The organism is Actinocrinis puniceicyclus (genome assembly GCF_018283645.1).
Taxonomy (GTDB): domain Bacteria; phylum Actinomycetota; class Actinomycetes; order Streptomycetales; family Catenulisporaceae; genus Actinocrinis; species Actinocrinis puniceicyclus.
Genome location: NZ_JAGSXH010000024.1, coordinates 16,599 through 37,480, shown reverse-complemented (window position 1 = coordinate 37,480; position 20,882 = coordinate 16,599). Strand labels below are relative to the sequence as shown.

General features: G+C 69.0%; 16 protein-coding genes. 5 read left to right on the top strand and 11 right to left on the bottom strand.

The features are described from left to right. Window positions 1-149: 149 nt before the first annotated feature. The 9 genes from KGA66_RS09690 to KGA66_RS09650 form a co-directional block, all read right to left on the bottom strand. A complete protein-coding gene (locus tag KGA66_RS09690; protein WP_211466902.1) occupies window positions 150-1,838 on the bottom strand; it encodes an ABC transporter family substrate-binding protein in 1,689 nt (562 codons plus the stop codon). 120 nt (window positions 1,839-1,958) lie between these two features. After that, window positions 1,959-4,064, bottom strand: a complete 2,106-nt coding sequence (locus KGA66_RS09685) for a dipeptide ABC transporter ATP-binding protein (protein WP_211466900.1) — start codon at window positions 4,062-4,064, stop codon at window positions 1,959-1,961. Further along, on the bottom strand, window positions 4,061-5,050 hold the full coding sequence (locus tag KGA66_RS09680; protein WP_211466898.1) for an ABC transporter permease: 990 nt from the start codon (window positions 5,048-5,050) through the stop codon (window positions 4,061-4,063). Before KGA66_RS09680 ends, KGA66_RS09685 begins: the two co-directional genes overlap by 4 nt. 91 nt (window positions 5,051-5,141) lie before the next feature. After that, a complete protein-coding gene (locus tag KGA66_RS09675) occupies window positions 5,142-6,119 on the bottom strand; it encodes an ABC transporter permease (RefSeq protein ID WP_211466896.1) in 978 nt (325 codons plus the stop codon). Between the two features lie 432 nt (window positions 6,120-6,551). After that, a complete protein-coding gene (locus KGA66_RS09670; protein ID WP_211466894.1) occupies window positions 6,552-7,592 on the bottom strand; it encodes an ABC transporter ATP-binding protein in 1,041 nt (346 codons plus the stop codon). Next, window positions 7,589-8,674: an ABC transporter ATP-binding protein gene (locus KGA66_RS09665; RefSeq protein WP_211466892.1), complete on the bottom strand. Its 1,086-nt coding sequence runs from the start codon at window positions 8,672-8,674 to the stop codon at window positions 7,589-7,591. Before KGA66_RS09665 ends, KGA66_RS09670 begins: the two co-directional genes overlap by 4 nt. Further along, a complete protein-coding gene (locus tag KGA66_RS31530) occupies window positions 8,671-9,672 on the bottom strand; it encodes an ABC transporter permease (RefSeq protein WP_211466890.1) in 1,002 nt (333 codons plus the stop codon). Before KGA66_RS31530 ends, KGA66_RS09665 begins: the two co-directional genes overlap by 4 nt. A 129-nt stretch (window positions 9,673-9,801) precedes the next feature. Then, window positions 9,802-11,583 (bottom strand): ABC transporter substrate-binding protein, encoded by a 1,782-nt coding sequence (locus KGA66_RS09655; RefSeq protein WP_211466888.1) that lies wholly within the window; start codon window positions 11,581-11,583, stop codon window positions 9,802-9,804. 68 nt (window positions 11,584-11,651) lie between these two features. Further along, a complete protein-coding gene (locus tag KGA66_RS09650; RefSeq protein WP_211466886.1) occupies window positions 11,652-12,641 on the bottom strand; it encodes an ABC transporter permease in 990 nt (329 codons plus the stop codon). Window positions 12,642-13,272: 631 nt separating this feature from the next. Here KGA66_RS09650 and KGA66_RS09645 point away from each other — a divergent pair. From KGA66_RS09645 to KGA66_RS09625, 5 genes are all read left to right on the top strand, one after another. Then, window positions 13,273-14,505 (top strand): geranylgeranyl reductase family protein, encoded by a 1,233-nt coding sequence (locus tag KGA66_RS09645; protein WP_246507322.1) that lies wholly within the window; start codon window positions 13,273-13,275, stop codon window positions 14,503-14,505. A 159-nt stretch (window positions 14,506-14,664) separates the two neighbouring features. Next, a complete protein-coding gene (locus KGA66_RS31525) occupies window positions 14,665-16,077 on the top strand; it encodes a PucR family transcriptional regulator (protein WP_498066734.1) in 1,413 nt (470 codons plus the stop codon). A 101-nt stretch (window positions 16,078-16,178) separates the two neighbouring features. Further along, a complete protein-coding gene (gene otsB / locus KGA66_RS09635) occupies window positions 16,179-17,063 on the top strand; it encodes a trehalose-phosphatase (RefSeq protein ID WP_211466880.1) in 885 nt (294 codons plus the stop codon). Between the two features lie 12 nt (window positions 17,064-17,075). Next, a complete protein-coding gene (locus KGA66_RS09630; RefSeq protein WP_211466878.1) occupies window positions 17,076-17,420 on the top strand; it encodes a DUF8844 domain-containing protein in 345 nt (114 codons plus the stop codon). Window positions 17,421-17,620: 200 nt separating this feature from the next. Continuing rightward, window positions 17,621-19,372: a DUF2079 domain-containing protein gene (locus tag KGA66_RS09625; protein WP_211466876.1), complete on the top strand. Its 1,752-nt coding sequence runs from the start codon at window positions 17,621-17,623 to the stop codon at window positions 19,370-19,372. A 5-nt stretch (window positions 19,373-19,377) separates the two neighbouring features. Here KGA66_RS09625 and KGA66_RS09620 read toward each other — a convergent pair whose 3' ends face one another. Both KGA66_RS09620 and KGA66_RS09615 read right to left on the bottom strand, forming a co-directional pair. Next, window positions 19,378-19,869 carry a DUF3145 domain-containing protein gene (locus KGA66_RS09620; RefSeq protein WP_211466874.1) on the bottom strand — a complete coding sequence of 164 codons (492 nt, stop codon included), beginning with the start codon at window positions 19,867-19,869 and terminating at the stop codon, window positions 19,378-19,380. 613 nt (window positions 19,870-20,482) lie between these two features. Next, complete coding sequence (locus KGA66_RS09615; protein WP_211466872.1) at window positions 20,483-20,683, bottom strand: hypothetical protein; 201 nt, start codon at window positions 20,681-20,683, stop codon at window positions 20,483-20,485. Window positions 20,684-20,882 lie beyond the last annotated feature (199 nt).

Sequence of the window (20,882 nt, the reverse complement as noted above, 5' to 3'; positions counted from 1 at the left end):
TAAAGTACTTTCAGGGATATGAAAAATCAATCGCCGTCGCAGCGCGCCGCCCGAACGAAGCGGCACCGCCCGCACGCGGGTCGGCCCCGGAGCCCGCTCACACGGGTTCCGGGGCCGGCCGTCAAGCGGCTACCGGCGACGCATCTGCGTTACTTGGTGAAGCCGATGTTCTGGTAAACGCGGTCCGCGAAGCCGAAGGCGCCGAAGTTGGCCAGGGTGGCCTTCTCCGCCACGAAGTCGGGCCGCTGGTAGAACGGGATGACGCCCGCCTCCTGCCAGATCTGCGCGTCCACGGCGTTGGCGTCCGCGATCGCCTGCTTCGGGTCCAGGTCCGCCTGGGCCTTGGTGAGCATCGCGTCCAGGCCGGCGGAACCGACCCGCGCGAAGTTCTGGAAGATGTTCGTACCCTGCGGGTTCTGGTAGATCGAGGCGTTCGAGGAGACCGGGAAGTCGTTGCCGATCCAGGAGAACACGGTCAGATCGAACTGGCCCGGGTTGACGTACTTGTCGAAGAAGTCGTCCGAGTTGACCGCGTCGATGTCCAGCTTGATGCCGACCTGCGCCAGGAAGTGCTGGATCAGGGTGGCCTCGTTCGCGGAGACCTTGACGCCGTCCGGGATGACGATCTTCAGCTCCAGGGGCTTGCCGTTCTTGGTCAGGTACTGGCCGCTGCCCTGGGTCCAGCCGTCCTGCTGGAGCAGCGCCTTGGCCGCGGTCGGGTCGTACTTGCCGACCGTGCCGGCGTTGTCCTGGTAACCGTTCTGGTTGTTGACGAAGAAGTGGTTGTTCAGCGGCTTGTCCGGCCACGGCAGGCCGGCCAGGTCGGACTTGGCGATGGCGCCGCGGTCGATCGCCTCGGCGACCGCCTGGCGCACGTTCTGGTCCAGGTTCGGCGACTTGCCGTTCATCGTCAGGTGCCGGAAGTTCGGCCCGCCGGCCACCCGGATCTTCGCTCCGGAGACGCCGACCGCCTTCTTGTAGGCGCTCGCGGAGGGGCCGATGTCGAACCAGTCGATCTCACCGGAGGCGAAGGCGTCCGGCAGCGCGGCGGTGTCGACGGTCTTGTACACGATCTTGTCCAGGATCGCCGGATCGGCCCACCAGTTCGGGTCGCGCACGACCGTCACCGTCTTGTCGGTCGCGTTGAAGGAGTCGAACTTGAACGGGCCGGCGGTCACCGGGATCTTGCTGAGCCAGCCCTTGTTGAACGCCTCCGGAGTGCTGTTGGTCGAGGCCGGGTACAGCGGGGAGAACAGCGACTTCCAGTCCGCGAAGTTGCTGGAGAAGGTCACCACGACCTCGTACTGGCTCTTGCCCGCGGCCACGTTCGATATCTGCGCGTAACCGGTGGTGGAAGCCACGTTGTAGGCGCTGTTGGAGCCGTTGAGCGCCTTCCACTGGGCCGCGTAGTCGGCCTCGGTGATCGGCGTGCCGTCGGACCACTTGGCCTTCGGGTTCAGCTCGTAGGTCACCGTCTGCTTGCCGGCCACGGTCGTCACCGTCGGCTCGCCGGCCAGGTAGTCGGTGTCGGCGGACGGCGTGCCGCCCGCGTCGAAGTGGAACGGGCCCGGCAGCAGGGCGCTGACGACGTCGAAGGTGGACTGCTCCGGGCCGTCGGCCTCGTTGTAGTTCCACTGGGTGGAGAACTGGTCCAGCGGCCAGGTGAGCGTTCCACCTTGCTTTAGCTCGGACCGGGGAACCGCGTTGATGTCATTGACGGTCGCCTTGGGCGCCGACTTGGGCGCCGGGGCCGCCTTCGAGCTCGAGCAGGCACTCGCGCCGAGAGCGACCGCGAGCGATGCCGCGGTCAGCCCTACGCCGATGCGGGTGGATCGCATTTCGCCTCTCCGTTCTGGTTGGTTGGGTTGGCTTGCGGGTCATCGTGGATAGGGTCGTGCACCCGGCGCGCAGCGATGCGTGCCGGACGTCTGTCAGCCGCCGGACTCGGCCGCGATGGATCAGACCACTTCGAGCACGCTTGCGTAATGGCAGGCCGCCTCGTGGTCCGGGCCCTGCGCGGTCAGGGCCGGATCCTCGTCGACGCACCGCCGCTGGTCGCCCTCGCTCAGGGTCTTGAACTTCGGGCAACGGTTGCGGAAGCGGCAGCCGGAGGGGACGTTCGTCGGGCTGGGCAGGTCGCCGTCGAGCAGGATCCGGCGCCGCTCGCGTTCCTTGTGCGGGTCGGGAACCGGGATCGCGGACAGCAGCGCCTGCGTGTACGGGTGGCTGGGCCGGCGGAACACCGAGGCGCTCTCTCCGATCTCGACGATGCGCCCCAGGTACATGACCGCGATCCGGTCCGCCACATGCCGCACCACCGACAGGTCGTGCGCGACGAACAGGTAGCTCAGGTCCAGCCGCGCCTTGAGCTCGTCGAGCAGGTTGATCACGCCGGCCTGGATGGAGACATCGAGGGCTGAGACCGGCTCGTCGAGCACCACGACCTTCGGGTCCAGGGCGAGGGCTCGGGCGATGCCGATGCGCTGGCGCTGTCCGCCGGAGAACTCGGAGGCGAAGCGTGACGCGTGCCCGACCTCAAGGCCCACCAGGCGAAGCAGTTCATTGACGCGCGGCCCGATCTTCTCCTTGGCCCAGCGGTGCGCGCGCAGCGGCTCGGCGAGGATGTCGAAGACCGGCAGCCGCGGGTCCAGCGCCGCCATCGGGTCCTGGAAGACCACCTGGATGTCCTTGCGCAGCGCCTTGCGCTCGGAGCCGCGCAGGCCCCCGGTGCGCTTGCCGAAGACCGCGATCGAGCCCTGCGACGGGTCCGCCAGGCTGAGGATCTCCAGCAGGGTGGTGGTCTTTCCGCAGCCGGACTCCCCGACGAGGCCGAGGGTCTCACCGGAGCGGATGTCGAAGGAGATGCCGTCCACCGCGCGCACCGTGCCGACCCGGCGCTTGAACACGGTGCCCACGGTCAGCGGGAAGTGCCGGTGCACGTCGTCGAGTTCGAGCACGGACGGGCGCTGCTCGCGCGGCACCCGGGCCGAGGCGGGCTCGGGAAGCTCGGGCACCGGGAAGACCTCGGCCGCGGTGAGCGTGCCGGCGGCCAGCTCGCCGCGGCGGTGGCAGGCGGAGGGGTGGTCTTCTCCGGTGGCGCTCTCCAGGTCGGGTTCGACGCTCGCGCAGACCGGCACGGCGACCGGGCAGCGGGCGCGGAACGGGCAGCCGGGCGGCAGGTCGACCAGCGAGGGCGGATTGCCCTCGATCGGGACCAGCGCGTGCTTGACTCCCTCGTCGACCCGCGGGATCGAGCCCAGCAGGCCGATGGTGTAAGGCATCCGCGGCGTGTAGTAGAGCTCGTCGACGGTTCCGGTCTCCACCGGCTTGCCCGCGTACATGACCATCACCCGGTCGGCGAACCCCGCGACGACGCCCAGGTCGTGCGTGATCATCACGATGGCGGCGCCGGTGGCCTCCTTGGCGACCTTGAGCACGTCGAGGATCTGCGCCTGGATGGTCACGTCCAGCGCGGTGGTCGGCTCGTCGGCGATGATCACCTGGGGGTCGTTGGCGATGGCCATGGCGATCATCGCGCGCTGGCGCATGCCGCCGGAGAACTCGTGCGGGAAGGCGTCCACCCGGCGCTTGGGGTCCGGGATGCCGACCATGTCCAGCAACTCGATCGCGCGGGCGCGCGCGGCCTGCTTGGAGATCTCGGTGTGGATCTGCAGGGCCTCGACGATCTGCGTGCCGATCGCGTAGACCGGGGTCAGCGCGGAGAGCGGGTCCTGGAAGACCATCGCCATCTGCTTGCCGCGGATCTTGGACATCTCGTCGTCGTGCAGGCCGAGAAGTTCGCGTCCGTCCAGCCGGATCGAGCCCTCCACCTTCGCGGTGTCCGGCAGCAGCCCGAGCACGGCCATCGCGGAGACCGACTTGCCGGAGCCGGACTCGCCGACGATGCCGAGCACCTCACCGCGCCGCAGCCGGTAGCTCACGCCGCGCACCGCCTCGACCGTGCCTGCCTCCGAGGGGAACAGGACGGACAGGTCGCGCACGTCCAGCACGGCGTCGCCGCTCCCGCTGGGACCGAGGGACGGCTCCTGGTACACCTGGGTCACTGTGCGATCTCCACTACCGTCGTGTCGCCGGGCAGGCTCTCTTCGTCCGTCTGCCGCTGCTTGCGCTTCGCCTTGGCCTTGGCGCCCGCGGCGTTCGGGTCGAGGGCGTCGCGCAGCCCGTCGCCCACGAAGTTCACCGCGAGGATGATCAGGATCAGGATCCCGGCGGGGAACATGAACAGCCACGGATAGGTGTTCACCGCGTCCTGCCCGTTGCCGATCAGCGTTCCGAGCGAGACGTCCGGCGGCTGGATGCCGAAGCCGAAGTAGGACAGGCCCGACTCACCGAGGATGGTGACCGCGACGCTGATGGTCGCGTCGATGATCAGCAGCGAGGCCATGTTCGGCAGGATGTGCCGCAGGATGATGCGCGGCGCCGACACGCCCATGTACTTGGCCGCGAGCACGAACTCGCGGCTCTTGAGGCTGAGCGTCAGCGAGCGCACGATCCGCGCGGTGATCATCCAGGCGAAGGCCGCCAGCAGCACGACGAACAGCAGCCAGGTCTTGCCCTTGAAGGTCGGCGAGAGGATCGCCAGCAGCAGGAACGAGGGCATGACCAGCATCACGTCGATGAACCACACCAGCGCCCGGTCCAGCCAACCGCCCGCATACCCGGCGACCGAGCCGACCAGCGCCGCGATCGCGGTGGTCAGCGGGCCGCCGATCAGGCCGATGACCAGCGACTTCTGCGCGCCGCGCATGGTGAGCACGAACATGTCCTGGCCGGTCTGGGTGGTGCCGAACCAGTGCGCGGAGGACGGGCCGGTCTGGAAGTTGTCGAAGTCGATGTCCGTCAGCTGCCAGTGCGTCAGGTACGGGCCCAGATAGGCCGCCAGGAACAGCAGCACGATGACGATCAGGCCGAACAGGCCGAGCCGGTTGCGGGTGAAGCGCCGGGCGATCAGCCGGCCGCGGCCGCCGCCCCCGACTATCGGGGCCAGGGCGGTCTCGTCGATCTCCTTCGCGGCGTCGAGGGCGCTCACCGCCGGGGCTCCTCTCCGCGGCTGGTCGCTTCGGTGTTCCGGTTCATTGAATCAAAGTACTGCGTCACAAGCTCACAATGCCGGTTCCGCATCAGGCACGCACCCGGGGATCCAGGGCCGCGTAGGCCAGTTCCGAGAGCACGCCGGCGACCAGGACCAGTCCGGCGACGAACAGGGAGACCGCGGCGACCGCGTTGGTGTCGTTGCCCTGGATCGAGGTGACCACCCACTGACCCATTCCGTTCCAGTCGAAGATGGTCTCGGTGAACGTGGCGCCGGTGAAAAGCAGCACCGTGTTGTAGACCAGCAGTGTCATCACCGGGATGATCGCGGTGCGCAGCCCGTGCTTGTAGATCGCCTTGCGGCGAGTCAGACCCTTGGCGCGGGCGGTGCGCAGAAAATCGCTTCCCAAGACGTCCAGCATCGTGGAACGCTGGTACCGGCTGATGATGGCGATCTCCCCGAGCACCAGCGTGATCGTCGGCAGCACCAGGTGCTGCGCGCGGCTGAGCAGCTGCGGCCAGAAGGCCGTGATCGTCGCGTCGTATTCGTTGTCGTATTGGAAGAAGCTGGTCCCTGAGGCGTTGTTGAACCAGACCGCCAGCGCCTTGAGCAGGATCGCCAGCGCGAATACGGGAGTTGAGATGATCAGGAAGGAGGCCAGGGCGGAGAGCTGATCGCTGGCCCGATACTGGCGCACGGCGTTCCACGCGCCGACCAGGACGCCGCCGACCGCCCCGATGATGGTGGCGAACAGCAGCAGGCGGGTGGAGACCCCGACGCGCCGGGCCAGGTCCTGGCCGACGGATCCGCCCTGCACCTCGGTGCCGAAGTCGCCGTGCGCGAGGCCGTCCAGCCAGTGCCCGTAGCGGACCAGCACGTCCGTGTCAGGGTTCAGATTCTTTTCGGTGAGCATGCGCGTGATCTCGGCGGGCGGCGGCGTGGGGTGCTTGCCCTCGTAGTTCGACCTCGGGTTGAGCGCGAGCGCGGCCAACAGGTACGCGATCGACGCCCCGACAAAGGTCAAAATCACATAATTGAGCAATCTGCGCAGCAGATATGCGCCCACGCGCTACTCCCTCACCCTGCAACCGGCACCGGCGGGAGACGTCGCTCGCTCCGAGCTGGCACCGAGTTGTTCTCGGATCGTACGACGGCGCGGCAGGCTTTGTGGGCCTCTACCGGGTATTACCGCCTGGTGACACAGCCTGACGGCGGGCGCCCGGTGCTGTCCATAGGCTTCAGATCAAGAACTAATTACGTTAAGGCGCAGCCTTAGAAACGCTATTTCCGCCCTGTTACGCGCCTGGACGAAACACGTCAATAAGGGTCGCCGAGATGTAGGGAAAACCCTCGGGTTGGACAGAAAGCGAGAATTCGTTCCCCATGTTCGGGCAGGGGAATCGCCCGGGATGCGCCCGGCCGCCGGACCGGGCACAGGAGGCGTGCACCGCGCTGTGCCCGGTCCGGCGGCAGGCGACCGAGAGGCAGTCTTGAGTTGTCAGGTGTAGGAGCCGACCCGCTCGTCCGCCATGACGGGGAAGTGACAAGCCGTCAGCTGCGTCGCCCCGCCCCCGGACTTCGCCTCCAGCGGCGGCTCGACCGCGGCGCAGATCTCCTGGGCCTTCCAGCAGCGGGTGCGGAACCGGCAGCCGGAGGGCGGGTTGACCGGCGAGGGCACATCGCCGGTGAGCAGGATGCGCTCCCGGCCGGTGGACTCCTTGCGCCCCGGATCCGGTATCGGCACCGCGGACAGCAGCGCATTGGTGTAGGGGTGCATCGGACGGCCGTAAAGGTCGTCACGAGCCGCTGTCTCCACCACCTTGCCCAAGTACATCACCGCGACGCGGTCCGATATGTGCCGCACCACGGACAGGTCGTGCGCGATGAACAGGTAGGCGAGCCCGAGTTCGCCCTGCAGGTCCTCGAACAGGTTCACCACCTGCGCCTGGATCGAGACGTCGAGGGCTGAGACCGGTTCGTCCGCCACGATCAGCTTGGGGCGCAGCGCTATCGCGCGGGCGATGCCGATGCGCTGGCGCTGGCCGCCGGAGAACTCGTGCGGGTAGCGGTTGTAGTGCTCCGGCGAGAGCCCGACCAGCGCGAGCAGGTCCTGCACCTCGCGCTTGATCCCGTGCTCGGTCTTCACGCCCTGGATCTGGAACGGGGCGCCCACGATCGAACCGATGGTCTGGCGCGGGTTGAGCGAGGACTGCGGGTCCTGGAACACCATCTGGATGTCCCGCCGCAGCGGCCGCAGCGCTCTCGGGGACAGGTGCGTGATGTCCTGGCCCTCGAACACGACCTGCCCGCCGGTGGGCTCAAGCAGCCGGGTCAGCAGCCGCCCGGTGGTGGACTTCCCGCAACCGGACTCCCCGACCAGGCCCAGCGTCTCGCCCGGCTGCACGGACAGATCGATCCCGTCCACCGCCTTGACCGCGCCCACGGTCCGGCGCAGCAGCCCGCGCCGGATCGGGAAGTGCTTCTGCAGCCCGGAGACGCTCAGCAGCGCGTCGCTCGTCGATTGGGTGCCAGTGCTCATAGGTGCGGCCGGATTTCCTCGTTGAAGATCTGCCTGCGCTCGGCGATGGGCAGATGGCAGCGGACAAGATGACGGGAGTCGACCGGCAGCAGCTCGGGCACCTCGGTCTCGCACCGTCCGTGATTGCGTGGCGCGAAGGGACAGCGTGGGTGGAACGCGCAGCCGGAGGGCACGTTGATCATGGACGGCGGGTTGCCCGGGATCGGCAGCAGCCGCTCCTTCACGGCCCGGTCCAGCCGCGGCATCGAACCGAGCAGACCCCACGTGTAGGGATCCTCCGGGTCCGTGAACACCGTCTTGGCCGGCCCGTACTCCACCGCCTTGCCCGCGTACATCACCATGATGTCGTCCGCGAGCTCCGCCACCACGCCCAGATCGTGCGTGATCACGATCAGGGCGCTGTTGAACTCCTGCTGCAGGTCCCGCATCAGGTCCAGGATCTGCGCCTGCACCGTCACGTCCAGCGCCGTGGTCGGCTCGTCCGCGATCAGCAGCTGCGGATTGCACACCAGCGCCATCGCGATCATCGCGCGCTGCCGCATGCCGCCGGAGAACTGGTGCGGGAAGTCGGCGGCGCGCTGCGCGGGCTGCGGGATGCCGACGCGGTCGAGCATCTCGATCGCGCGCTTGTGCGCCTCGGACTTCGAGGCCTTGTTGTGAACCCGGTACGCCTCGGCGATCTGGTCGCCGACCTTGTAGTACGGGTGCAGCGAGGAGAGCGGGTCCTGGAAGACCATCGCCACCTTCTGCCCGCGCAGCCGCCGCACCTCTGCCGGGTCGGCGTGCACCAGTTCGTCGCCGTCCAGCCAGATCTCGCCGGACATCGTCGCGCCGCCGCGCCCGCTCTTGCCCGCTCGTCTGTGCAGGCCCATCAGCGAGAGCGAGGTGACCGACTTGCCGGAACCGGACTCGCCCACGATGCCGAGGGTCTGCCCGCGCTCCAGCTTGAAGCTGATCCCGTCCACGGACTTGACCAGGCCGTCCTCGGTGGCGAAGTGCACCTTCAGATCCCGCACGTCGAGGAAGGCGGTGGGCCCCCGCTCGCCCGTCTCGAAGGTCGGTTCGAGCTGTTCCTCGGTCATGCCAGCCTCACTCGCGGGTCGAGCACTCCGTAGAGCAGGTCCACAATCAGGTTGGCGAGGACGATGAAGAAACTCGCCATGAGCGTGACGCCCATGACCACCGGGATGTCGGCGCGGAAGATGGCGTCCACCGCGTCGAAGCCGATCCCGTGGAATCCGAAGATCTTCTCGGTGACCACCGCGCCGCCGAGCAGGTATCCGAAGTCCAGGCCGAACATCGTGATGATCGGTGTGTAGATGGCGCGCATCGCGTGCTTGCCGACCACGACACGCTCGGGAAGGCCCTTGGCGCGCGCGGTGCGCACGTAGTCCTCGTTGAGCGTGTCGAGCATGGTGGATCTGGTGATCCGGGTGTATGCCGCGGCCGAGATGAACGCGAGGGTCAGGCACGGCCAGAAGATGTTCAGGGCCCAGTTCCAGGGATCCTGGGTGATCGGCACGTACTGGATCTGGTCGATGAAGTGGAACTGGTACTGCACCAGCAGCGCGACCACCAGCGCGGTGAAGTTGACCGGCATCGAGATGCCGGCCAGAGCGACCACGATGATCGAGCGGTCCGCCAGCTTGCCCTTGTTAAGCGCCGCGACGACGCCGCCGAGCACACCGAAGAAGAGCCACAGCACCGCGGCGCCGACCGCCAGGGAGAGGGTGACCGGGAAGTCCGCGATCAGCTTCGGCCACACCAGCTCGTTGGTGATGTACGAGTAGCCGAGGCAGGGCGCCGGGCAGTCGAGTGACACCGAGCCGTTGACGAAGGTGCGCCCGGTGAAGATGCCGGAGAAGTAATCCCAGTACTGCACCACGAGCGGCTTGTCGAAACCGAGCGCGTGACCGATGGCGGCGAAGGTCGCGGGGTTCGCGGCCTTGCCCGCGTAGGTCGCGGCGAGGTCCTCACCGAACCACTGCGGCATCACGTACGAGATGATGAATGTAATTATGCTGATGACGACGACGACCAGGGCTGCCTGGAACAGTCGCCGGGCGATGTAAGCGAACACTGATATCGGCCGGTTCCGGCACGGGGGCGGATCCCGGTCGAGATCCGCCCCCACGCCGCCCTACGCCTTCACCTGCTTCCAGTTCTGCTCGCGAAAGGAGGGTTTGCCTTCCGGCCGCGGCCGGGATCCCTACTGCTGGACGCCGACTGCCGCATCATCCGGCAGGCTGTTGAGCGCCGAGTCGATGTAGTAGTTCGTCACCTTCGGGCTGCGCGCGAGCAGCAGCGTGTCGTTGCCGTAGGGGATGTACACGGCGTCGGACATGACCTGCGCGTCCAGCTTGGTGCCGAGCGAAGCCTCCTCCTGCGTGCTGGAAGCCGCCTTCATCTGGCCCAGCAGGCTGTTGACCATCGGGTCGTTGAGCCGGCCGTAGTTCGAGCCGCTGCTGGTCGCGGTGAGCACGGAGCCGTCGGTGATCTGCGAGAAGAAGCCGAAGGCGGTGGGGAAGTCCGGACCCCAGCCGGCCGCGGCCAGGCCGTAGCCCTTGCTCTTCATCACGTCCGGGCGGTCCAGGTTCTGGCTGTAGTACTTCGAGCCCTCCACCTGGGTGATCTGGGTGGTGATGCCGACCCGGGTCAGCGCGTTCTGCAGGGCGGTGGCGAAGCCGGGGCCCTTGCCGGTGTTGACCGTGATGATGCCCGTGCTGAAGCCGTTCGGATGACCGCAGGCCGTCAGCTCTTCCTTGGCCTTGGCCAGGTCGCCCTTGTTGTCCGGGCCGGCCGGGTACGGGTTCACGTTCGCGTAGCCGGGCACGCCCGGGGGCAGCATCGTGCCGGTGACCTTCGCCCCGGCCACCGTGCCGCCGCGGGCGGCGACCAGGTCGACCTTGTTCATCGCGTATGCCACGGCCTTGCGGCAGTGGATGTTGTCGAACGGCGCGACATCCTGGTCGATGGAGACGTACCGGGTGGTGTTCGCCGCCGGGTTGTCGGTCAGCTTCTTCTTGGCCGCGATGTTCTGCGCCGGGCCGATGTCGGCGGGCTGGAGGCCGGCGCCGGTGTAGTCGTAGGCGACGGTGCCGGCCAGGACGGCCTGGTCGAGCTGGGTCGGGTCCCAGTCCGTCTTCACGCTGATCTTGTCCGGCAGGGCGGGGTCGTTCGGGTCGGTGCTCCGGTCCCAGTTCGGGTTGCGCACCAGCTCGATGTCCTTACCCGCCGTGTAGGCCGAGATCTTGTACGGACCGCTGGAGACGACGTTCGTACCGGTGTAGTTCTTGCCGCCGGTCGCCGAGTTCTGGTCCACGTCGATCGGGACGGGCGCCGTCTGGGCCAGCGTCATCAGGTACGGGAAGTCCGCGTACTTCGACTGGAGGTGGAAGATCAGCGTGGTGTCGTCCGGGGTGTCGATACCCTTCAGGCCCAGGTGGTCCGACGCGGTGTCCTTGTACGGGCCCGGGTACTTGGGGTCCGTGAGCAGGCCGGAGAAGTACTCCGGACCGGCCGGGTTGACCGTGTCGACCGCGTAGGAGCGCTCGACCGCGTACTTGACGTTCTTGGAGGTGATCGGCTCGCCGTTGGAGAACTTCAGGCCGGGGCGCAGCTTCACGGTCCAGGTCAGGCCGTCGGAGGACGGGGTCGGCATGGACGCCGCCAGGCCCGGTACGAGGGTGTTGACCTGCTTCGGGTCGCCGACCTTGTACTGCAGCACCGTGCGTGCGTAGTAGCGGGAGAAGTCCCAGGAGTAGGCGTAGTACTGGTTGACCGGGTCCACGGCGTCAAGGTCCTGCGATCCGCCGAGAACGAGCGTACCGCCCTGCTTCGTGGAGGGGTTCACCAGGCCGGTCACACCATAGTTGAACTTGATCGTGTCGGAGCCGCTGGCGCCGCCACTACTGCTGCCGCAGGCGGATGCGACCGACGCGACCAGCGCGGCTGCCGCCGCGGTAGCGGCGATCTTGGTTGTACGCTGCATTCCGTGAATGCCCCTTTCAGGACTGCGCAACGGAGGGGTGTTCTGTTGGAGAACCGAGACGGACGCTTCTAGCGGCCGGCCCGGGGGTCGAGGGCATCGCGCAGGCCGTCCCCGAGGAGGTTGAAGGCGAGCACGGTCAGGAACAGGGCGATGCCGGGGACCAGCATGTAGGTGGGATCCACCTGGAAGTAGGCCACGGCGTTCGACAGCGTCTGTCCCCAGGAGGGGTACGGCGCGGGAGTGCCGACCCCGAGGAACGAAAGGTAAGCCTCGAGCACGATGTTCGCCGGGATTGCCAGCGAGGTGTACACCAGGATCGGGCTTGCGAGATTGGGCAGGATCTCCCGGAAGATGATCCTGCGGGGGTGGGCGCCCAGCAGTCGGGCGGCGTCGACGAACTCGCGGTCGCGCAGCGAGAGCACCAGGCCACGGATGAGGCGCGCCTGGTAGGCCCAGGTGAAGATGCCGATGACGGCGATCATGACGACCAGGTGCACACCGTACGCGCCGAGACCGAAGGCCTGGCTCGGGACGATCGAGCCGATCGCGATCAGGAAGATCAGGATCGGGAAGGCCAGGAAGATGTCGGTGATCCGGGAGAGGAAACCGTCGGCCCAGCCGCCGAAGTAGCCGGCGACGGAACCGATGACGATCCCGAAGATCATCTGAAGTGCGGTGGCGGCGAGCGCCACGATGAGACTGGGCCGGATGCCCACGACGATGCGGGCGAACATGTCGCGGCCGTTCTCCGGTTCGAGGCCCAGCGGATGGGAGAGGCTCATCCCGCTGCGCGCGCCGTAGGGCAGCAGCGTGCCCTGGTCGATCAGGTTGCCGTTGAACCTGAGCGGATCGAGTCCCATCGCGTGGGTGATGACGTCAGCGAAGATCGCCAACAGGATCAGCAGCAGCACGAACGTGCCGCTGACCATGGCGACCTTGTCTCGCCTGAGCCGGCCCCAGGCGATCTGACCCAGGGAACGACCCTCGATCGGGTTTCCCGGGATCGCCGGTATACCCACTTCGGCGGCTTCGTCGGCCGCCGTGTTCGGCACAGTCATCGTGATGTGACGTCCTCGTCGTTCGCGGTGGAACCCGTCGGGACCTTTGTATTGAGCGGTACGCGGGATCTTACGTGCTGACCCGGGCCGCGCGGACCCGGTGGTGCTGCAAAGGCCATGCTGCTTCTGCGCGCTTTCGTCGGATGTGATCCGATTGTGCGACACGGTCCGGCTATTGCCGTAATCGGGGTCGGGTGCCGGCCATGACGTACTGGCCGAGGCTCCCTGCGCAACGGATTTTGCGGTCCGCGCCGTCCCTGATCGCGGGAATTCCTACCATGCCCTGCCTGGGAGAACAATCCTCGGCGTTCCTGCCCGACGGAACACCCGTAGCACAATGTGTGTCCGAACTGTGATCGAACCCGTATCGGTCCGAGTTCCAGCGCGCTCGTTGTCCCGATCATCCCATACTCGCTGTATGTGGTTGTTCATGCGCCTGTGATAACAGCATCGGCCCGATGTCCCGGCCTGTCCTGGCATCGTGGCCGAATCGTTGTCAGTCGCACTCGGGTCCGTCACCCGATAAGCCCCGTCCGGGATCGGGTTACGCTGGTGAGCCGTGATCAGTCCTTCCGAGGGTCCAGCGCAACCGGTTCACTCATCCGAGGTACACGACCAGCCGGACGGCCCATTGCCCGGGCCGTCCGCGCCGTGGGACGTGGCGGTCGTCGGCGCGGGGCCGGCCGGTTCGAGCGCGGCGCGGGCCGCGGCCGAGGCCGGAGCCCGCGTGGTGCTGCTGGACCGCGCCGCCTTCCCCCGCTACAAGACCTGCGGCGGCGGCCTGATCGGCCTGTCCCGCGCGGCACTGCCGGAGGGTTTCGAGCCGCCGGTGCGGCAGTGGATCGACGCCATCACCTTCACCCACCAGGGCCGCCGGGAGCGCACCCGCCGGGACCGGGACGGCGGCGTGCTGGCCTTGGTCGACCGGGCCGAGTTCGACCACGGGCTGGTCAAGGCGGCCGTGGCGGCCGGTGCGCATCTGCGCGAGGGCGCGACCGTCACAGGCATCGAGCAGCACACGGCCATGCCTCACAACGCGGCCGCTCCTCAGGACCCGACCGCAGCGCACGACCCGGCCGTCACCCTTTCACTCGCGGACGGCTCCCGGCTGCGCGCCCGCGCGGTGGTCGGCGCGGACGGTTCGGCGAGCCGGATCGCCCGGCACGTCGGGGTGACCTGCCGTCAGGTCGACCTCGGCCTGGAGGCCGAGATCAGCGTGCCCCCGCACGTCGCGCGGGACTGGGCCGGCAGGGTACTCATCGACTGGGGGCCGGTCCCCGGCTCGTACGGCTGGGTGTTCCCGAAGGGCGACACGCTCACCGTCGGCGTCATCGCGGCGCGCGGCGGAGGCGAGGCGACCCGCGCCTACTATCGCGAGTTCATCGCACGCCTCGCGCTGGCCGAGTACCCGGCCGTGCAGGATTCCGGGCATCTGACCCGCTGCCGCAGCGCGGACTCGCCGCTCTCGCGCGGCCGCGTGCTGGTGGCGGGCGACGCGGCGGGCCTGCTGGAACCGTGGACCCGCGAGGGCATCTCCCATGCGCTGCGTTCCGGGCGGCTGGCCGGCGCGGCCGCCGCGCGCATATCCCGAGCCACGACGGACGACGGCGTTGCCGACACGGCGGCGGTCGCCGCCGCGGCCGAGGAGTACCGCCGGCGCGTCGAGTCGTCGCTCGGCGTGGAGATGGCGGCCGGGCAGCGCCTGCTGGCGGCCTTCGAGAAGCGGCCGGCTTTCTTCCACGCCGCGGTCACCGCGCTGCCCACGGCCTGGCGCGCCTTCGCCGAGGTCTGCCACGGCCGCACGACCTTCGCCGAACTGCTGCGCTCCCGCGCCGCCCAGGCCGCGCTGCGGGCGATTTCCTGACCGGGCCCCGGGGCGCCGCACCACTTCCGTAAACGCAGTGCTCTGACGAACAGGCGGTAATGCGGTCCGCGCGGGCGGACCGGTCGGCGCTACCCGGCGAAATGCCGCGTGCCGCGCACGGGTGCGTGCACCAACGACCTCTGCGGATCGCGCACTCCGATGAGGCCGAGTTGGAGCCGGGCTATTCGAGCGGCCGTTGTCCGACCGACGCGTTGCACGCCGCGCGCAAGGCGATATGGCCCGCCGTCGCGCCGGTGCGGCCTGGCAGAATATGAGTACGGGGTCTGTGAAACTTTGAGCCGTGCGGTCGCGGTTCCCCGCCGTCACCGAGGAACGGGATCGGTCATGTCATTGCGTTCGATTTCTGATTCCCGTCCCCGCGCCGCGGAACGCGCGCGGGGACTGGCACGCCGCTGCGAGCCGCGGGTGGATCAATTCGTGCGGCACCTGGTCGCGCAGTGGTGCGTCCAACTGCCCGAATATCCGACACTGCGGGGACCCGACGTCGCGGCGGCGACACGGCAGGCGGTGCTGACGTTTCTGCGCCGCGTTGAGGGAGACGCCGCGGCCGAGCACGAGGCGAGGGTCATGTTCCGCAGGCGCGCGGCCTCGCGCGCCGAGGAGGGCATGCCGCTGCCCATTCTGCTGCGCTGCTACACGATCGGGGCGCGGGCGCTGTTCGAGCAGTTGTGCGCGGCCGCCGACCGCGACGAGCAGGCAGCGCTGCCCGAAGTGGCCCGGTTGTTGCTGGTCAGCCAGGACGAGGCGATCGCGGAGGTGGCGCGCGCCTATGAGGAGGAGTTGGCGCTGCTCGCCGCCGCGCGCGGGGACCGCCGCCGCGAACTGGTTCGCGACCTGGTCGCCGGGGTGGCGCCGAAGGAGCCGGCGGCGCTGGCCGAGTTCGGGCTGGACCAGGGCGCGACCGTGCTGGCGCTGAGTTTCGGCGAGCCGGCCGACGGCGCCGCCGACGCGGCGGTTCACCGCCGGCTGCACCGGCTGCACGAAACCATCGACGCCCATTTCGGCGGCCTTGTTCCGGTGCTGCTTGAACGCGGCGGCGGCCATGTGCTCGTGCCGCGTCACGGATCCGCTTCGGGCGGCGCCGAGCCCGCGCCGCCGATCGGCGAGGACCTGGTTCGCCGCCTGACGCGCACGTGGGGCGGCCCGGTACACGTCGCGATGAGCGCCGCCGTCCAGCCCGAGTGGATCGGCGCGGCGGCGCGAACGGCGGACGAGATCCTGCGTCTGGTCTGCGCGCTCGGCCGCGCTCCCGGGGTTTATGCACTGCAGGACGTGCTGCTGGAGTACCACCTGACCCGGCATGACGAGAGCGCCGACCTGCTCGGCGGGCTGCTCGATCCGCTCGCCGGCCGCCCCGACCTGCTGGAGACGCTGCGGGTGTTCCTGCAGGAGGATTACGACCGGCGCCGCACGGCCGCCCGGCTCGGCCTGCACCCGAACACGGTGGACAACCGGATGGCCCGGGTGACCGAACTGACCGGCCTGGACCCGGCCACGCCGCGCGGCGTGGCACTGCTGATGACCACGCTCGCGTTGCGCGACCTGCGTTGAACCGCTCAGGTCGTTCGAGCGCCGCGCCGGTTCAGCCGCCGCGCCCGGTGAGTGCGGCGGTGCGCTTGCGTGCCGGCATCGGGCTCGGGCAGGTTGGACGGGTGACCAAGGATGACGAAGCGGCGCGCGACGACGCCGCGAGCAAGCAGCGCGAGAACGCCACCGAACCGGCCGCGGAGGCGATGGTCCCGGCCGGCACCAACGCCACCCGCACCGCCGCCCGGCTGAGCGAATACGGCTTCTTCTTCGACTTCGACGGCACGCTCGCGCCGATCCAGCAGGATCCGCAGAGCGTCCAGCCCGCCGTCGGAGTCCTCGCCGCCCTCAGCGCGCTCGCCGCCAGGGCCGCGGTGACCGCGGTGGTCTCCGCCCGGCCGGTGGCCTTCCTCGCCGGGCGCCTCGGCGCGGTGCCCGGCCTCCGGTTGCACGGCCTGTACGGACTCGAATACTCGGCGGACGGCGGCGCGAGCGTGCGGACCTCGCCCGAGGCCGAATCGTACGTCCCGCTGATCGCCCGGGTCGTCGCGGACGCGCGGGCCGCCTTCCCGGGCGCGCTGATCGAGGACAAGCGGCTCTCCTGCGCGCTGCACTTCCGCGCCGACCCGGATCTCGAACCTCGGATCGACGCGTGGGCGGGCGCGCGGGCCGAGGCGGACGGCCTGCTGCTGCAGCACGGCCGGATGGTGGTGGAGCTCAAACCCCCGGTGGAGACCGACAAGGGCGCCGTGGTGCTGCGCGCCGCGGCGGGCCTGGCAGGGGCCTGGTACTTCGGTGACGACCTGGGCGACCTGCCGGCCTTCGCCGCGCTGGACAGGCTGGTCGCCGAGCGGCCGGGATTCCACGCGGTGCGCGTCGCGGTGGGAGTCGCCGAGGGCCGCGGCGCGGCGCTCGGCGGGCGAGCCGATCTGCTGCTGGACGCGCCGCCGCGGGTACCGCTGCTGCTCGATTCCCTCCTGACAGAACCCCACGGGAGCGGCGCTCCGTGAGAAACTGTCGCGGTGAAGGAGCAACCCCGCACGCGCCCCGTGCCGCTGCTGTATGAGCCGGTCGCCGAGGAGTCGCAGGACAACCGGTTCTTCGGGCTGGACGAGATTACCGACGCCGCGGAGTTGCTTGAGCGCGCCACCGATCTGCACACGGCCTTTCGCGCGGCCGCGGACCGCGCCGGCGCGTATCAGGCCATCGCCGCGGCGGAACTGACCGACCCGCGCCGCTTCGACCGGATCACCTACGCCGAACTGGCCGAGCGGATAGGTGTGACCGCGGCCATAGCCGAGACGATGGCGGAACGCGGCCGGCAGATCATCAAAGACGCCGGCGAGAGCGACGGGCACCAGTACTGAGAAACTCCGGCTGACGCGCGCCGTCTTGGCCGGGCGTGCCGCCCGGATCCGCCGTCCACCGGATCGAGGCACGCGGCCGGGTCGGCGCGGGGAACACCCGCGGGTTCGCGGTAGGGTCGGTCGGCGTGGCGCGGGACGACCGGGCCGCACCGAAACCGGGCCCTGGACACGGGAATGGTGAGCCGGCGGTGACCGCCATCATGAGTACACCAACAGCAGTCGGCGGCGAATCCGCGTCAGGCAGGCCCACCGGCACGGGCCGCCGCTGGCCGCACGTGCTCGGTGTCGGCGCGATCGCTTCGATCTACGCGACGCTCTACAGCGCCTACCTGCTCGGTCTGCACGCCACGCTCAAGGACGGGTTGGCCGACGTCGGCGAGTACGACCAGGCGATCTCCGGCTACGCGCACTTCATGGGGCCGCACTCCCCGTTCATCGGGCTGCGCGGCCCCGGCGACGCGGGAGTCCTGCAGTTGTCCGACCACTTCACTCCGCTGCTGGTGCTGCTCGCGCCCTTCTACTGGATCCACGACGGGCCCGAGACCCTGTTCATCGAGACCGCGGTGCTCAGCGCGCTGCCGATCATCCCGCTGTGGATCTACGCGCGCCGCGCGGTCGCCCGCTTCGGGCACGACGGGCGCTTCGGCCGTACCGCCGCGACGGTGTCCGCGTATCTGGTGGTCATCGGCTACGGGGTCACCTGGCCGCTGCAGATGGCGCTGTGGTTCGAGTTCCACGAGGTGTTCCTGGAACTGCCGATCCTGATGTGGGCGATCGAGCGGGCGCACGCCGGGCGGCTGCGGCAGGCGGCGCTGATCAGCCTGCTGCTGCTCGGGGTCAAGGACGACATGGGGTTCGTCGTCGCGCTCTTCGGGCTCTACCTCGCGGCCAAGGACGCGACCCTGCGGGACTGGGCACGGCTGCTGCGGCGGGCGGCCCGGCGGCCCCTGCTACTGCTCGGCACGCTGCGGCGGCGCGACCGGGCCTGGTTCCTGGCGCTGGTGCCGATCGGCCTCGGCATGGTGTGGCTGGTCGCCCAGGTGCTGCTGCCGGCTTTCGGCGGCAGCCCCAACCGCGACTTCACCTACACCGAGTTCGGCCCGACGCAGTCGGCGGCGCTGCACGCGATGCTGGCCGATCCGGCCCACACCGCGCACACTCTGATCAACACACCGGTCAAACGGCAGACACTGGAGATGCTGCTGTGGCCGGTCCTCGGGCTGTGTCTGCTCTCCCCCCTCAGCCTGGTGGCCGTGCCGCTCGTGGCGGAACGGTTCCTGTCGGTCAATCAGCTCTATTGGGTGATGCCCTACCATTACAACGCGTTCCTGGTTCCGATCATCTTCTGCGGCGGTGTGGACGGAGCTCTGCGGCTCTCGCGGTGGCTGGCCTGGAGCTGGCGCAGCGCCAAGGACAAACCCGCGGTCGCCGCGCTGCGCGGCACGGCACGACGGGGTGCGCGTTCGCTCGTTGCGAGCCGTGCCCGCCCCGCGGTCGCACGCATCGAGGCGCGCGTCACCGGCCGGTATCCGCTGGCGATCAGCGCGCTGATGATGGCCTTCGCCGCCTACGTCGCCGGGTACGGGTGGAACACGTTCGCCCGCTACCCGATGCATCACATGACCATGGCGAGCTTCTGGAACACCTCGGCTCCGAGCGTCGTGGCCGCGAAGCAGGCGGCCGCCCGGATTCCGGACGGCGTCTACGTGGCCGCGGCGACGCAGCTCGGCCCGCAGTTGCTCAGCCGCGACAAGGTGGTGATGTGGGGGCCGCCCGGCGACCGAGCCTACCCGGCGCCGTCGTGGATCGTCGCGGACGTGCAGCGGTCCTCTTATCCGTTCACGAACGTCGCGGCGCAACAGGCCGAGGTGCGGCGTCTCGAGTCGGCCGGGTATCGGGTGGTCTTCCAGAGCGACGGCTGGGTCGTGCTGCACGACCCCTCGCCGCGCTGATCCGGTCAGACGACCTGGTGCAGCCAGCGCACCGGGGCTCCGTCGCCGGCGCAGCGGAAGGGTTCGAGCTCGTCGTCCCAGGGCTTGCCGAGCAGGTTCTGCAGTTCTGCCTCCAGGTCGCCGCCGCGGCCGGCGCGCAGCATGGCGGCGCGCAGCCGGTCCTCGGAGACCATGATGTCGCCGTGCACTCCGGTCACGGCGTGGAAGACCCCGAGATCAGGGGTCGAGGAATAGCGTTCCCCCTCGGCGCCGGAGGAAGGCTCCTCGGTCACCTCGAAACGCAACAGCTGCCAGCCGCGCAGCGCGGAGGCGAGCCGGGTGGCGGTGCCCGGCTCCGCGGTCCACGGCAGCTCGGCACGCCACGTGGAGGGTGCGGCGGGTTGCCTGGCCCAATCCAGGCTCACGCGCACCCCCAGCACCCCCGCGACCGCCCACTCGACGTGCGGGCACAGCGCGCGGGGCGCGGAGTGAATGTACAGGACTCCACGAGTAGGCACGTCGGTGTCTCCTTCGGTCGGCGGTCTGTGAACGAGGTGCGCCTTCCCCAGCGGCCTCATCCGTGCTGCCGACCCAGCGAGCCCGTCGCTGTGTCGCCTTCGCGAGTCGTACTAGTCTGTATATTCAGTTGTCAGGCCAACGCAACCACACAACCGGACCAATCGCGCGATCGGTACCTGCGGATGCACCGTGCATCCGCACTTGTCGTGCAGAGTGTTCCCCACAATCGAGCCCGGGTCACCTCGCGAGAAGAGCGAAGTTCCCCGTGGCCCGGTCAGGCCGCCGTCAGACTATCGTGATTCGGCGATCAACGCGTGGAACGAGCGCTGCCCGCGAGAAGGCGGCCTGCTTTCGGCCGAGTGAACGTGAACCGTCGCCGTCCCGCCGGGGAGACCTTATGCGACGGATCGGGGATGTGTCAGGCGCCCGTACGGGTGACTATCTGACGTTGAGTCAGTAGAACATCCCTGAGCAGCACCGATACATACACGGTCGCTGCGGATTAGCTCTTGTGGGGCACAACGCTTACCGGGCGCCGAAACCGACGGACCGTCAACTCCCGCCCGGTCGGCTTTCACTCCCTCGCCCTTCGTCCAGCCGGCCTTTGTCCCGTCAGCCTTTACCCAGTGCGCCGACCACAGCCCAGGCGGAGCAGCACACTCCGACGGCGAGCAACGCCACGCACAGCCAGCGGCTGCGCCTAGCCAGGGCCGCGCGGCGCAGGACCTTGCGCTCCACGGCGTAGAGGAACGACAGCTCCTGCGCGAGCCAGGCCTCAACATCCGAGGCCGGCGGGCGTCCATGGCGATCCATCAGCGTTCCGCCCCTCTCTGCTCCGGTAAGCACGGGCTCCGGCGTGCCGCGGCCCGCGCGCCGCACGCACAAAAGCCGGATGCCGGGAGCAATCGGGCGAGTACGCCGATCTACCCGGCATTGCGACTTTCTCCCACGGCGGCCACGCGGACAAGTGCCGCACGTAAGCGTTACTTACCCGTGACATTAGTCGGATGTG

Coding starts and splice junctions, on each gene's coding strand:
- KGA66_RS09655 (WP_211466888.1), bottom strand. CDS start 11,583: ATGCAGCGTACAACCAAGATCGCCGCTACCGCGGCGGCAGCCGCGCTG.
- KGA66_RS09690 (WP_211466902.1), bottom strand. CDS start 1,838: ATGCGATCCACCCGCATCGGCGTAGGGCTGACCGCGGCATCGCTCGCG.
- KGA66_RS31525 (WP_498066734.1), top strand. CDS start 14,665: ATGAGGCCGAGTTGGAGCCGGGCTATTCGAGCGGCCGTTGTCCGACCG.
- KGA66_RS09665 (WP_211466892.1), bottom strand. CDS start 8,674: ATGACCGAGGAACAGCTCGAACCGACCTTCGAGACGGGCGAGCGGGGG.
- KGA66_RS09650 (WP_211466886.1), bottom strand. CDS start 12,641: ATGACTGTGCCGAACACGGCGGCCGACGAAGCCGCCGAAGTGGGTATA.
- KGA66_RS09670 (WP_211466894.1), bottom strand. CDS start 7,592: ATGAGCACTGGCACCCAATCGACGAGCGACGCGCTGCTGAGCGTCTCC.
- KGA66_RS09625 (WP_211466876.1), top strand. CDS start 17,621: ATGAGTACACCAACAGCAGTCGGCGGCGAATCCGCGTCAGGCAGGCCC.
- KGA66_RS09615 (WP_211466872.1), bottom strand. CDS start 20,683: ATGGATCGCCATGGACGCCCGCCGGCCTCGGATGTTGAGGCCTGGCTC.